This is a genomic window from Rhodococcus sp. PSBB066 (assembly GCF_017068255.1).
Lineage (GTDB): Bacteria > Actinomycetota > Actinomycetes > Mycobacteriales > Mycobacteriaceae > Rhodococcus > Rhodococcus aetherivorans.
The window spans coordinates 742,799-756,038 of the sequence record NZ_CP070859.1 but is presented as its reverse complement, the minus strand read 5'-3'; the positions used below and the strand labels follow the sequence as shown (position 1 = coordinate 756,038).

11 protein-coding genes and 1 pseudogene are annotated in these 13,240 nt (G+C 72.4%); 8 read left to right on the top strand and 4 right to left on the bottom strand.

What is annotated here, in order from left to right:
* The first annotated feature begins 29 nt into the window (after positions 1-29).
* Genes JYA75_RS03550 through JYA75_RS03540 form a run of 3 tightly spaced genes read left to right on the top strand, consistent with a single transcriptional unit; the run spans position 30 to position 4,136 of the window.
* Positions 30-1,583, top strand: a complete 1,554-nt coding sequence (locus tag JYA75_RS03550; RefSeq protein WP_050034323.1) for a succinic semialdehyde dehydrogenase — start codon at positions 30-32, stop codon at positions 1,581-1,583.
* 57 nt (positions 1,584-1,640) lie between these two features.
* Entirely contained in the window at positions 1,641-2,972 is a 1,332-nt protein-coding gene (locus JYA75_RS03545; RefSeq protein WP_161995348.1) for a diguanylate cyclase, read from the top strand.
* Between the two features lie 54 nt (positions 2,973-3,026).
* Positions 3,027-4,136 (top strand): CapA family protein, encoded by a 1,110-nt coding sequence (locus JYA75_RS03540; RefSeq protein ID WP_161995347.1) that lies wholly within the window; start codon positions 3,027-3,029, stop codon positions 4,134-4,136.
* A gap of 10 nt (positions 4,137-4,146) precedes the next feature.
* On the opposite strand, the gene JYA75_RS03535 is transcribed toward JYA75_RS03540, so the two are convergent.
* Together JYA75_RS03535 and JYA75_RS03530 are read right to left on the bottom strand one after the other, a co-directional pair.
* Positions 4,147-4,917, bottom strand: a complete 771-nt coding sequence (locus JYA75_RS03535; RefSeq protein WP_161995346.1) for a DUF427 domain-containing protein — start codon at positions 4,915-4,917, stop codon at positions 4,147-4,149.
* Positions 4,918-4,986: 69 nt separating this feature from the next.
* A complete protein-coding gene (locus JYA75_RS03530; RefSeq protein ID WP_065923231.1) occupies positions 4,987-6,462 on the bottom strand; it encodes an NAD(P)/FAD-dependent oxidoreductase in 1,476 nt (491 codons plus the stop codon).
* A 98-nt stretch (positions 6,463-6,560) separates the two neighbouring features.
* Here JYA75_RS03530 and JYA75_RS03525 point away from each other — a divergent pair, with 98 nt between their 5' ends.
* A complete protein-coding gene (locus tag JYA75_RS03525; protein WP_065923230.1) occupies positions 6,561-7,154 on the top strand; it encodes a TetR/AcrR family transcriptional regulator in 594 nt (197 codons plus the stop codon).
* Positions 7,155-7,166: 12 nt separating this feature from the next.
* Here JYA75_RS03525 and JYA75_RS03520 read toward each other — a convergent pair whose 3' ends face one another.
* Both JYA75_RS03520 and JYA75_RS03515 read right to left on the bottom strand, forming a co-directional pair.
* Positions 7,167-7,472, bottom strand: coding sequence for a DUF1540 domain-containing protein (locus tag JYA75_RS03520; protein ID WP_006935328.1), 306 nt, complete (start codon positions 7,470-7,472; stop codon positions 7,167-7,169).
* 148 nt (positions 7,473-7,620) lie between these two features.
* Positions 7,621-8,316 (bottom strand): annotated as a pseudogene (locus tag JYA75_RS03515) (MFS transporter); the annotation flags it as partial.
* A gap of 116 nt (positions 8,317-8,432) precedes the next feature.
* Here JYA75_RS03515 and JYA75_RS28690 point away from each other — a divergent pair.
* From JYA75_RS28690 to JYA75_RS03495, 4 genes are all read left to right on the top strand, one after another.
* Positions 8,433-8,591, top strand: a complete 159-nt coding sequence (locus JYA75_RS28690; protein WP_238406244.1) for a hypothetical protein — start codon at positions 8,433-8,435, stop codon at positions 8,589-8,591.
* A 79-nt stretch (positions 8,592-8,670) separates the two neighbouring features.
* On the top strand, positions 8,671-9,297 hold the full coding sequence (locus JYA75_RS03505; protein WP_161995345.1) for a TetR/AcrR family transcriptional regulator: 627 nt from the start codon (positions 8,671-8,673) through the stop codon (positions 9,295-9,297).
* 31 nt (positions 9,298-9,328) lie between these two features.
* Positions 9,329-12,517, top strand: coding sequence for a carboxyl transferase domain-containing protein (locus JYA75_RS03500; protein WP_203329691.1), 3,189 nt, complete (start codon positions 9,329-9,331; stop codon positions 12,515-12,517).
* 34 nt (positions 12,518-12,551) lie between these two features.
* Complete coding sequence (locus JYA75_RS03495; RefSeq protein WP_203329690.1) at positions 12,552-13,202, top strand: UdgX family uracil-DNA binding protein; 651 nt, start codon at positions 12,552-12,554, stop codon at positions 13,200-13,202.
* Positions 13,203-13,240: the final 38 nt, after the last annotated feature.

The following is a 13,240-nucleotide window of genomic DNA, read 5'->3' as shown; positions in this document are numbered from 1 at the left end:
CAAGAACTACTCACCAGTAGGGGTACGACATGCCTGCTCCCAGCGCCGCCACCTTCGCACGGTTGGCCGAGCTCATCGCCATCCCGGACGCAGCGAGCCGTCCCACCCGCTCGGTCGTGGAGGCTTTCACCGGTCGTGAACTCGCGACGGTTCCCATCGGCACCGCCGACGACGCCAGGGCCGCCCTCGAGCGGGCCCGCGTCGCGCAGGCCGACTGGGCACGCCGCTCCGTCGAGCAACGCGCCGAGATCTTCCACCGCTACCACGACCTGGTGCTGGCCCACCGCGAAGAGCTGATGGACATGGCCCAGGCCGAGACCGGCAAGGCCCGCGCGTCGGCGCAGGAGGAGGTCCTCGACATCGCCCTCACCGCGCGCTACTACGCGCGCACCGCGCCCCGGCTGCTGCGTCCCCGCCGCGCCACGGGCATGCTTCCCGGCCTGACGAAGACCACCGTGCGCTACCACCCGAAGGGCGTCGTCGGGGTCATCGCCCCGTGGAACTACCCGATGACCCTCGCCGTCTCCGACGCGATCGCCGCCCTGCTCGCCGGTAACGCCGTCGTCCTCAAGCCCGACAGCCAGACCCCCTACTGCGCGCTGGCCGTCGTCGAACTGCTCTATCGGGCCGGGCTGCCGCGCGACCTGTTCGCCGTGGTGCCCGGGCCCGGCTCCGTCGTGGGCACCGCCCTCGTCGAGAACGCCGACTACCTCATGTTCACCGGCTCCTCGCAGACCGGCAGCCTCCTCGCCGAGCAGGCGGGCCGCCGCCTCATCGGCTTCTCCGCCGAACTCGGCGGCAAGAACCCGATGATCGTCACCGCCGGCGCGAACCTGCGTGAGGTCACCGACGCGGCCGTGCGGGCGTGCTTCTCCAACTCCGGGCAGCTGTGCATCTCCATCGAACGGATCTACGTGGAGAAGTCCGTCGCCCCCGAGTTCCTCCGCATGCTCGGCGAGCGGGTGCGGAACATGACCCTCGGGCCGGGTTACGAGTACGGCGTCGAAATGGGCAGCATGGTCAACGAGACCCAGGTCAAGGCCGTCTCCGGGCACGTCGACGACGCCGTCGCCAAGGGCGCCACCGTCGTCGCCGGCGGCCGGGCCCGGCCCGATCTCGGCCCCCTGTTCTACGAGCCGACGGTGCTCACCGACGTCCCCGAGGACGCCGAGTGCTACCGGGAGGAGACGTTCGGTCCGCTCGTGTCGGTGTACCCGGTGGACAACGTCGAGGAGGCGATCCGTCGCGCCAACGACACCGAGTACGGGCTCAATGCCAGCGTGTGGGCGGGCACCAAGGCGCAGGGCGAGGCCATCGCGGCGCGGGTGCGGGCGGGCACCGTCAACGTCGACGAGGGCTACGCGCCGGCGTGGGGCAGCACCGACGCGCCGATGGGCGGCATGGGCATCTCGGGTATGGGCCGCCGGCACGGCGCCGAGGGCCTGATCAAGTACACCGAGCCGCAGACGATCGCGACCACCCGGGTGATGAATCTCGGTGGGCCCCGTGGGGTTCCGCCGAAGCTGTGGTCGAAGGTGATGCCGCCCTTCGTCAAGGCGATGCAGTGGCTGCCGGGCCGGTGACGGCCGGCATTTCGCCGAGCGGGACACAAGCGGTGCGACGAACGCGATAATCCGGCTGTGGGCGATCGCCAGGTGCTGCACGGTGCGACGGAGAACCTCCGGGTCCAGCGGCGCCGTCTGCTCGTGTGGTACCTGGCGGTCAGCACCGGGCTCGTCGCGGTAGGAATCGTTGCGGCCCTGCTCGATCCGGCCATCGCCCGATCCGGCAGCTTCGCCGGCATGGCCTCGGCGCTGGCGCTGGGCATCGCGGGGCTGGTGATCCTGCGGTGGGCGCCGCGGCGTCTGGGACGCACCCCCATCGTCGCCGCCACCGCGTGCGCGGTCGTCGCGATGCCGGCGGTGATCGCGTTCCACGTCGATCCCTCCCGCATCCTCATCAGCGTCATGGGATCGATGTTCCTGTCGATGTATCTCGCGGCGTTCTGGCCACCGCGGCAGGCCGTCCTGTGGATCGGGGCGCTCACCGCGGCGACCCTCGGCGCCGCGGCCGTCGCCCCGACGCGCCTGCTGTGGGTCGGTTACGTGATCGTCGCCGCCGCCCTGCTCGGCTCCGGGGCGATCTTCGGGGCCGTCGGACGGCTGCTGGTGAACGCGGCGACCCGCGATCCGCTCACCGGCCTGCGCAACCGCGCGGGTCTCGACCTCGAACTGCGCTCGCGGCCGCGCGACCGTGGTACCCGGGTCTGCCTGGGCCTGCTCGACGTCGACGGATTCAAGGCGTTCAACGACGAGCACGGGCATCCCGCGGGTGACGCACTGCTCCGCGATGCCGCCGGGGCGTGGGCGCAACAGGTGCCGCGCGGTGGAATCCTGGCTCGTCTCGGCGGCGACGAATTCCTCGTCGTGCTCCCGGACACGGACGAAGAGGAGGGGCGCGCGGTGCTCGAGGACATGGCCCGCGCGAATCCCGTGCCGGTCAGCTTCGGGGTCGCGGCGGGCGTCGTCAGCGACCCCATGGACCTCTACCACGACGCCGACTTGGATCTGTATCGGGCCAAGGCCGCGACCTGGGCGCACCTGCCGGACCGGTTGGCGCCGCTGCCCCTGCCCGCCGTCCTCGATCTGCTGCCCGTCCCCATCATCGCCGTGCGCGACGGCGGCGCCATCGCCTACGCCAATCCCACCTTTGCCGCGCTGCTCGGCGTCGACGCCCGGGACGTGGAGGACCGGGCGCTGCACGAGATCTTCACCGGCGGCACGTGGCCCGACGGTTCCGTCACCGTCCGCTCGCTGCACGACCGGACCGGGCAGCTGTGCGAGTTCGGCCGCCCGGACGGGACCGTCGTGCAGGCGACGGTCGGCGCCGCCCGGATCCGGTGGGAGAACACCCTCGCGACGCTGGTCGTGCTCGGCGACGTCACCGAGCAGCCGAGCTACGCGTCGGGCTGACCTGTGCCCGCGGACGCGCGACGGATCCGGGGGCCGGGGATTACTGTCGCAGGTGTGCCGGGCACGGTGACGCTCTTCCTCGCCGGAGACGTGATGACCGGCCGGGGTGTGGACCAGATCCTCCCGCACCCCGGAGGTCCCACGCTGCGGGAGTCCTACGTGAAGGACGCCCGGGACTACGTCGAACTCGCCGAGACCCGCAGCGGCGCGATTCCGCGGCCCGCGGGATACGACTGGCCGTGGGGCATCGCGCTGTCCGTGCTCGACGAGTGCGCCCCGGACGTTCGGATCGTCAACCTCGAGACGTCCGTGACCACGTCGCGGGACTACGCGCCGGAGAAGGGCATCCACTACCGGATGAATCCGGCGAACGTCGAGGTGGTCACCGTCGCACGGGTCGACGTGTGCACCCTGGCCAACAATCACGTGCTCGACTTCGGCGTCCGTGGTCTGCGCGAGTCCGTCGAGGTCCTCACGGCGGCGGGACTGCGGCTCGCCGGCGCGGGCGGCGACGATCGGCTGGCGTGGCGGCCGGCGACGGTCCCGGTCGGGGCGTGCCGGGTGCGGGTGTGGTCGGTGGGCGCGGTGTCGAGCGGGATCGCCCCGTGGTGGGCCGCGACGGCGACGCGGCCCGGGGTGGCGCTGTTGCCGGAGGTGTCGGAGGCGGGAGCCGACGGGCTGCTCGCCCGGATCGACGCCGACCGTGCAGCCGGCGATGTGGTGGTGGTGTCGGTGCACTGGGGATCCAACTGGGGCTACGCGGTGCCGGACGAGCACGTGCGGTTCGCGCACCGTCTGATCGACGGCGGCGTCGATGTGGTGCACGGGCATTCGTCCCATCACCCGCGGCCGCTGGAGGTCTACCGCGGCAAGCCGGTGCTGTACGGGTGCGGCGACCTGATCAACGACTACGAGGGCATCGGCGGCTACGAGCGCTTCCGCGACGAGTTGCGCCTGCTGTATGTCGTCTCGTTCGACGCGGACTCGCGGGAGCTGCGGGAGTTGCGGATGATGCCGGTGCGGGCGCGGCGGATGCGGCTCGAACACGTCACGCAGTCGCAGGAGCGCTGGCTGCGCGCGGCGCTCGAGGAGTCGTCGGCGATCTTCGGCACTCGGTTGCGGGCCGCGGGGGACGGCGGCCCGTGGATCCGGCTCGAGCGGTGAGCCGGCGCGGTCAGCCGCCCGGACGCGCGACGGGAACGCCGTCGACGACGAGGTCCACCGCCTCGTTGTAGAACGCGACGTGGCCGGCGATCGGTGCGACGGCGAGGAGGGGATCCGGGTACGACCAGGCGACGTTCTCGGCCCGCGGCGTTCCGGTGAAGCTCCAGTACCGGGCCGTACCCTTGTAGGGGCACGACGTGTGCAGTTCCGTCTCCTCGAGTACCGAGAAGTCGACGTCGGCGGGCGGGATGTAGTACCGCACGGGCAGGTGGGTCTCGAACAGCAGCACCGGGTTCCGGGTCTCGGCGACGACCGTGCCGGCGATGGACACCTGCACGTGCCGGCTGCTGGGCAGCGCATCGACCCGGTGGTGCGGGTCGCGGGGATGAACGAAGATCTCCGTGTCCTCCTCGTACCAGTTTTCGATGCCCGCTCCCCGGCGGCCGAACCATTCGAAGCCGATGTACTCCTCGAGTCCCGCGACGTCGAGCACGAACGCCGCGGCGGGCGCCCGGGTCTCGTCGTCGGTCAGGTCGAACCACCGCGCGACGTCGTTCCTGTCGCCCGGTGCCGGGGCGGGCGCGAGGAGATCGGTGCGCACGTCGTCGCGGGGGAACAGGTAGAAGGGGACGGGATGGCCGGGCGGCCACACGAGCAGCGCGCGGATGGTGTCGACCACGGTGTGACCGGCCCAGGTTCCGCGGACCCGCCGCTCGCTGGGTTCGTACAGGTAGCCGTCCGACGGGGGCGGACGGCGGCGGGTGGCGGACCTGCGGGCCATGACCCGACGGTACGCCGGCCATCCGGGCACCGAGGACCGCCGGGCGCACGGATCACCGGCGGACACGGATCACCCGGCGGGCACGGGTTCGTCGTCGCGCGTGACGGCGTAGACGCCCGGGTCGAACGCCGACACCCGGCGACGGAGCGCGGCCGACGACCACGGCCAGTTGAAGCTGTTGCGGCCGTTGGCGTCGAAGAAGTAGCTGCGGCATCCGCCGGAGTTGTAGACCGTGCCCGGCAGGGCGGCCTGGACCTCGTCGTTGAAGGCGTCCTGGACGTCGCGCCGCACCTCGAGGGTGCGCCAGCCGCGGCGCACCGCCGTGTCGATCGCGGTCGCGACGTGCTCGAGCTGGGCTTCGAGGATGAGGAACGCCGACGTGTGACCGGTGCCGAGGCTGGGGCCGAGCAGGACGAACGCGTTGGGAAAGCCCGCGACGGACGACCCCAGGAACGCCTGCGGGCTGCCCTGCCAGTGCTCGTCGAGGCTGCGTCCCTGTCCGTCGAACATCCGGCCGGCGATCGGCATGTCGAGGATGTGGAAGCCGGTGCCGAAGACGACGGCGTCGACCTCGGCTTCGCTGCCGTCCTGGGCGATCACGGTGGAGCCGCGGATCTCGCGCACCGCGCTCGGGTGGACCTCGACGTGGGGGCGGGTGAGGGCGGGGTAGTAGGTGTTCGACATGAGCAGCCGCTTGCAGCCCAGGGTGTAGTCGGGGGTCAGGGCGCGGCGCAGCCGCGGGTCGCGGACCTGCGCCCGCAGCTGGGCGCGGCCGATCCACTGCAGTTGCCGCATGAGCCACGGGTGCCGGAAGCCGAGGCCGAGGGCCTCCATGAGCGCGTACTCGGTCGCCTCGACCAGTCGTCGCGCGCCCGGGACGCGGGCGAGCAGCCGGCGCTCGAACCCCGACAGCCGGCGGTCGGGCTTGGGCAGCACCCACTGCGCCGTCCGCTGGTACAGGTGCAGCCGCGCGACGTCCGGCGCGATCTCGGGGACGAACTGGACGGCCGAGGCTCCGGTGCCGACGACGGCCACGCGCTTGCCGCGCAGGTCGTAGTCGTGGTTCCAGCGCGCCGAGTGGAACACCTCGCCGGGGAACTGCGACAGACCGGGGATGTCGGGTACGAGCGGTTCGTTCCACGGTCCCGCGGCGGCGACGAGGAACCGCGCCCGCACGGTCCCGCCGGTGGTCTCGAGGGTCCAGCGCGCGTCGATCGGGTCCCAGTCCGCGCGCAGCATCTCGATCCCGAACCGGACGTGGGACCTCACGCCGCGGGCGTCGGCGGTGTGCTCGATGTAGTCGCGAATCTCGTTCTGCCCGGCGAAGATTCGGCTCCAGTCCCGGTTCCGGGCGAAGGAGTACGAGTACAGCAGCGAGGGCACGTCGCAGGCGCATCCGGGGTACGTGTTGGCGCGCCACGTGCCGCCGAGGGTCCCGGCCTTCTCGAGGACGACGAAGTCGGTGATCCCGCGCCGTCGCAGCGCGATCGCCGCGCCGATGCCGGAGATCCCGGCGCCGATCACCACCACCCGGTATTCGTCCATCGCGTCGTCCCCTCGTCTCCCGTGATCCCCATTCGAATACCGTCGGTATCCGGATAACCACAGTATCCGAACTTCGGCCGCTCCGGTACCGTCGAGTCGTGGCACGACCGACCCGCCAGGAGACTCAGGCACGCACCCGTGAGGATCTGCTCGCCACGGCGGCCGAGCACTTCCTCGAGCGCGGCTACGCCGCGGCGTCCCTCGACCAGATCGCCGAGGACGCCGGTTATTCCAAGGGTGCGGTGTACTCCAACTTCCGCAACAAGGACGAGTTGTGCTTCGCGGTGCTCGATCGGATCCGGGCCGAGCGCATGGGCGAGATCGCCGCGACGCTCGCGGCCGGTGCGACGCTCGACGACGTGGTGACCGCGTTCGGGGTGTGGGCCGAGCGCACCATCGGCGACCGGCGCTGGACCCTGCTCGAGATCGAGTTCTCGGTGCGCTCCCGGCACAACGAGGAGATCCGGTCCCGCATCGCGGCGGGTGCCGAAGGGGTGCGCACGCTCATCGCCGAGCTGATCCGCTCGCTCGCCGACCGGTACGACGTCACGCCCACGATGGATCCCGGGCAGGCGTCGGCCATGCTGCTCGGGCTCGGCATCGGCCTGGGCCTGCAGCGCGCGATCAGTCCCGAGCTGTCGGCGGCCGCGTTGACGGACGCGGTGCGCACGTTGATGCGGCCGCGGCGGTGAGGTCGGCGGAACCTACCGGGCTCTGTAGGTCAGGCAGTTGGCCGCGTGCTCTCCGCTGCCGGTGCCGCCCACGCGGATCTCGCTCGCGGTGCACTCGAGATCCTGGTTGTGCACGCAGTCGGCGCGCTGGCAGGCGCCGACCATGCTGCTGGTGACGGTGTCCAGGCCGCCCTTGGTCGACAGCGGGATGAACGTCTCGCAGTCGGCGCTGCCGTTGTGCCCGGCGACGTTGATGGCGTAGGCGTGGCAGCCGTCGTGGTTGTAGGAGCAGGTGCCGACGCTGCACTCGGTGACGTGCGGCATTTCCATCGTGGTCATGATCGATCCTTCCGGAGGACGGTTGTCCACTATGGGATGCAGACCATGGTAGTGGTGCGGCGGGTGTGCGAACAGGGTAGTGGCCGAGCGGATTTCGTTGGTGTCCGGTGCATTTCGAGAACACCCGTGTTGCGTAAACCGGGTCGGCTCACACCCGGGCCGCGGCGGGCTCGCGCACCGGTTCGAGGCTCGGCCGCCGGGCGACGGGGATGGCGAGGGTGACGGCGGCGGCGACGGGGGCGACACCGCAGCCGATGAGCATCCCGGTGCGGAACCCGCCCTCGGTCGGCAGGCTGTAGCCGCCGACCGGCACGCTCATCTGCGACAGGACCACGCCGACCACCGCCGCCGACACCGAGGTGCCCACTGCGCGCATCAGGGAGTTGACGCTGTTCGCCGACGCCGTGGCGGACTGCGGCACCGCACCCATGATCAGCGCGGGCATGGCCCCGTAGGCGAAGCCGACACCGGCGCTGCCGATGCAGACGACGAGCATCAAGCCCCACGTCGAGCCCATGAGCAGCAGGGACACCCCGTAGCCGGCGGCGATGACCAGGCATCCGATCAACAGGGTGACCTTCGGGCCGCGGGTCGCGGACAATTTTCCGCCGATCGGTGAGACGGCCATCATCACCAGGCCGCCCGGTGCCATCCACAGTCCCATGGCCGGCATCGACTGGCCCAGGCCGTAGCCGGTCTCGGCGGGCAGCTGCAGCAGCTGCGGCACGATGAGCGACTGCGCGTACATCCCGAACCCCACCACGACCGAGGCGGCGTTGGTCGGCAGCGCCTGGGGCCGGGCGGTGGCCCGCAGGTCCACGAGCGGATGCGGCCGGCGCAGCTCTCGCCGAGCGCATCCCCGACCCCGAGGGGGGCGTCGCGCGCAAGTTCCGCATCACCGCGGAGGGTGTCCGTCGCCTCGACGACGAACGCGCCCGCTCCGTCGCCGGGCTCGAGCGGGTGCTGGTCGACTGGGATCCCGCCGAGGTCGCCGAGTTCGCCCGCTGGCTCGAACGGTTCAACACCGACATCGAGCGTCTGGCGGGGCGCCCCTGGCCCCGGCCGGTGAGCTCGCCCGGATCGTCCCCGTCCCACCCCGAGGGCCGCAGCGGGTCCTGAGCCCGCGCCCGCCCGGCGGCGTGGAGCGACACGAGCGCGGCGTCCGCCGTTGACATTGACGTCAACGTCAACGCATGCTGTGCGGGTGACGACGAGCGAAGCCCAGGAACGGGCCCGGTCCGCCCGGCGCGACAGCGACGGCCCGCGCCGGCAGGCCCTGCTCGAGACCGCCCGCGACTGCTTCGGCGAACTCGGCTACGAGCGCACCACCGTCGCGGTGATCACCGGCCGCGCCGACGTCTCCCGCGCCACCTTCTACGCGTACTTCTCCTCCAAGGAGGAGGTGTTCCGCGCGCTCGCCACCCTCGTGTGCCGGCAGTTCCTCGACGCCCAGCACATGGAGGGGCGGGCGGTGGACGACCTGCGCCGGGTGCTGCGCACCACCACCCGCGCCTTCATCGAGTCCGTCTACGTCAACGGCCGCATCCTCGAGCTGATCGAACACCGCGCCCGCCTCGACGAGGAGGTCGGCGCCGAGTGGGAGAGCGTGCGCGAACGCCTCGTGGGCCGCTACGTGCGGTTCGTCGAGCGCATCAACGCCACCGGCGAGGTGCTCCCGTGCGCGCCACCCGAACGCATCGCCCGCACCCTCGCCGACGCGCAACGCGCCGGCGCCCTGCGTCTGCTCGGCGCCCCGAGACAGGAACAGCAGTCCTACATCGACGACATGATCGCGATGTCCGAACGGCTCATCGGCTTCCGCTGACCGGCCCCGACCGACAGGACCCCCGACACCCATGCTGCTCGTAGCCAACCGCGGCGAGATCGCCCTGCGGGTCATCCGTTCCGCCACCGAACTCGGCCTCGACACCGTCGCCGTGTATGCCGAGGACGACGCGGACAGCCCGCACGTCGCCGCCGCCACCCGCGCCGTCGCGTTGACCGGTGCCGGACCGGCCGCCTACCTCGACGGGCAGGCGCTGCTGCGCGCCGCCGCCGAGACCGGCTGCACCCTCGTTCACCCCGGATACGGATTCCTCAGCGAGAACGCCGAATTCGCCGAAGCGTGCGCCGCGGCCGGGGTGACGTTCGTCGGACCCGAGCCGCAGGTGCTGCGGATCTTCGGCGACAAGGCCGCCGCCCGCCGCACCGCCGTCGCCGCACAGGTGCCCGTGCTGCCCGCCACCGACGGGGGCGTCACGGCCGGCGCGGCCCGCGACTTCCTCGCCGCCCACCCCGGCGGCATCGTCCTGAAGGCGCTCGCCGGCGGGGGCGGCCGCGGCATGCGGATCGTGCGCGACGCCGCGGACCTCGACGACGCCTTCCGCGCGTGTACGGCCGAGGCGGAGTTGGGTTTCGGCAACGGCGCGCTGTTCGCCGAGGCCCTGTGCGCTCGGGCCCGGCACATCGAGGTGCAGGTCGTCGCGGCCCCCGACGGCGCGGGCGGGGTGCGGGCTCTCGCGCTCGGTGACCGGGACTGCAGCGTGCAGCGACGCCACCAGAAGCTCGTGGAAATCGCTCCGGCGCAACGGCTCGGCGCGACGGTGCGCCGCGCGCTGCACGAGGCCGCGGCGCGGCTGTGCGCATCGGTGGGCTATCGGGGTCTGGCCACCGTCGAGTTCCTCGTCGCCGGCGACGACGCGGTGTTCCTCGAGGTGAACCCCCGGATCCAGGTGGAGCACACGGTCACCGAGGAGGTCACCGGCGTCGACCTGGCCGCGACGCAGATCGCGATCGCCCGCGGTGCCCGGTTCGACGAACTCGGCCTGCCCGGCGGCGTCACCGCCGACGGCGCCGGCGTGCGCGGCGAGCCCGCCGCCGCGAGGGGCATCGCCGTCCAGGCTCGCGTCAACACCGAGACGATGCGCCCCGACGGCCGGGCCGTACCCGCCTCCGGCACGCTCACCGTGTTCACGCCGCCCACCGGACCGGGCGTCCGCGTCGACACCTACGGCCGTCCCGGGCTGACGACCAGCCCGCGCTACGACTCGTTGCTGGCCAAGGTGATCACCCACACCCGCATCGACGACTTCGCGGCGGCGCTGCGCAAGACGGACGCGGCGCTCGGCGACCTGCTCGTCGAGGGTGTCGCCACCAATGCCGAGTTTCTGCAGAACATCCTGCGCGACAAGGACTTCGCAGCATCCGACGTGCACACGTCGTGGCTGGACGAACGGATCGCCGACCTCGCCGTCGCCGGCCCCGACGGCGCACCGGCCGTCGCGCCGGAACTGCACGCGGGGGAGGAGGCGGTGCGCGCCGACATGGTCGGCACCGTCGTCGAGACCGCCGCCGACGGCGACGCGCTCGCGCCGGGCGCACCCGTCGCGGTGCTCGAGGCGATGAAGATGCAGCACGTGGTGTCCGCCTCCGGATCGGCGACCGTGGTGCGCCTGCTGGTGCGGCCGGGGCAGACCGTGCAGCCGGGGGAGGTGCTCGCCGTGGTGCGCGCCGGGTCCGGCGACGCGGCCACCGGCGACGGGGGTGAGCGGGACCTCGACGCCGTGCGCGACGACCTCACCGAGATCCGGAACCGGCACGCCCGCACCCTCGACGCCGCCCGGCCCGACGCGGTCGCCAAGCGGCACCGGACGGGCCGTCGAACCGCGCGGGAGAACATCGCCGACCTCGTCGACGACGGCACCTTCGTCGAGTACGGGCCGCTCGTGCTCGCCGCGCAGCGCAGCCGGCGCAGCGAGGAGGATTTGATCGCCAACACCCCCGCCGACGGGCTCGTCGGCGGTCTCGCCCGCATCGACGGTGCCGAATCGGTGGTGCTCTCCTACGACTACACCGTCCTCGCCGGCACACAGGGCATGCGCAACCACAGCAAGACCGACCGGCTGCTCGCACTCGCCGCCCGCCGCGAGGTGCCGCTCGTGTTGTTCGCCGAGGGCGGCGGCGGACGGCCCGGGGACGTCGACGCCGGACCCGGACAGGGCTTGGAGCTGTCGACGTTCCGCGCGATGGCCGCCCTGCGCGGGCGCGTCCCCACTGTCGCGGTGGTCTCCGGGCGGTGCTTCGCCGGCAACGCTGCCCTCGCCGGCGTGTGCGACGTGCTGATCGCCACCCCCGACACCAACATCGGCATGGGCGGGCCCGCGATGATCGAGGGCGGCGGGCTCGGCGTGTACCGGCCCGAGGACATCGGCCCGATCGACGTGCAGCGCCGCAACGGCGTCGTGCACCTCGCCGCACGCGACGAGGCGCACGCCGTCGAACTGGCCCGGCAGTACCTCGGCTACTTCACCGCCGCCGCCGGCGAGTGGGCGGCCCCGGACCCGCGGCTGGCGCGCCACGTCGTTCCCGAGAACCGGTTGCGCGCCTACGACGTGCGCGCGGCGATCGATGCGATCGCCGACGTCGGTTCCGTGCTCGAACTGCGCGGCGACTACGGTGTCGGCATCGTCACCGCCCTCGTCCGCGTCGAGGGCGCGGCGTACGGGGTGCTCGCCAACAGCAGCCACCACCTCGGCGGCGCGATCGACGCCGAGGCCGCGGACAAGGCCGCCGACTTCCTCGAGCTGTGCCAGGCGCACCGCCTGCCCGTCGTGAGCCTCTGCGACACACCGGGATTCATGGTCGGACCCGAGTCGGAGAAGGAGGCCACGGTGCGCCGGTTCGGCCGGCTGTTCGTCGCCGGTGCGCGCCTGACCGTCCCGTTCGGCACGATCATCCTGCGCAAGGGTTACGGCCTCGGCGCCATGGCCATGGCCGGCGGGTCCTTCCATGCACCCGAGTTCACCGTGGCGTGGCCCACCGGCGAGATCGGCGGGATGGGGCTCGAGGGCGCGGTGCGGCTCGGCTTCCGCAAGGAACTCGAGGCCGCACCCGACCGGGCCGCGCGCGACGAGCTGTTCGCGCAGCTCGTCGCCGCCGCCTACCAGCACGGCAAGGCCCTGCAGGCCGCGACGATCTTCGAACTCGACGACGTCATCGATCCCGCCGACACACGGGCCTGGGTGTCGCGGCTGCGCATGTCCTGAGCGCCGGTGGGTACCCGTCCGTCACCGAAGGGAGGTGGCGGTGAGCAGGCAACCGGGAGCCGAGGAGTTCGTGCCGGAGACCACCGACCTGGCCGAGCTCGCGGCCGCGGCGGGCGGCTGCCGCGGATGCGAGCTGTACCGGAACGCCGAACGCACCGTGTTCGGCGCCGGCCCGGCCACGGCCCGGCTCGTGCTCGTCGGCGAGCAGCCTGGCGATCAGGAGGACCGGGCCGGGGAGCCGTTCGTCGGCCCGGCCGGGCGGCTGCTCGACCGGGCCCTCGAGGAGGCGGGGATCGACCGCGGCGAGGTCTACGTGACCAACGCGGTCAAGCACTTCAAGTTCGAGCGGGCCGCCGCCGGCGGGCGTCGCATCCACAAGAAACCGGCACGCGGCGAGGTCGTCGCGTGCCGGCCCTGGTTGGTCGCCGAACTGCGGGCCGTGCAGCCCGACGTGCTCGTGTGCCTCGGCGCCACCGCGGCCCAGTCGCTGCTCGGCCCGTCGTTCCGGGTGACCGCGCACCGGGGGGAGATCCTGCACCTCGACGGGGAGGTGCAGATTCCGTCCGCTCCGGCCGTCGTCGCCACGATCCACCCGTCGGCGATCCTGCGCGGACCGGCGGAGCAGCGGGACGAGGCCCTCGCCGGGCTGGTCGCCGATCTGCGGGTGGCCGCCGGGGTGCTGTAGTACCTACAGATGTCCAATACCTACAGCTGTTCGGTACC

Coding starts and splice junctions, on each gene's coding strand:
- JYA75_RS03530 (WP_065923231.1), bottom strand. CDS start 6,462: ATGGACGAATACCGGGTGGTGGTGATCGGCGCCGGGATCTCCGGCATC.
- JYA75_RS03500 (WP_203329691.1), top strand. CDS start 9,329: ATGCTGCTCGTAGCCAACCGCGGCGAGATCGCCCTGCGGGTCATCCGT.
- JYA75_RS03535 (WP_161995346.1), bottom strand. CDS start 4,917: ATGGCCCGCAGGTCCGCCACCCGCCGCCGTCCGCCCCCGTCGGACGGC.
- JYA75_RS03520 (WP_006935328.1), bottom strand. CDS start 7,472: ATGACCACGATGGAAATGCCGCACGTCACCGAGTGCAGCGTCGGCACC.
- JYA75_RS03550 (WP_050034323.1), top strand. CDS start 30: ATGCCTGCTCCCAGCGCCGCCACCTTCGCACGGTTGGCCGAGCTCATC.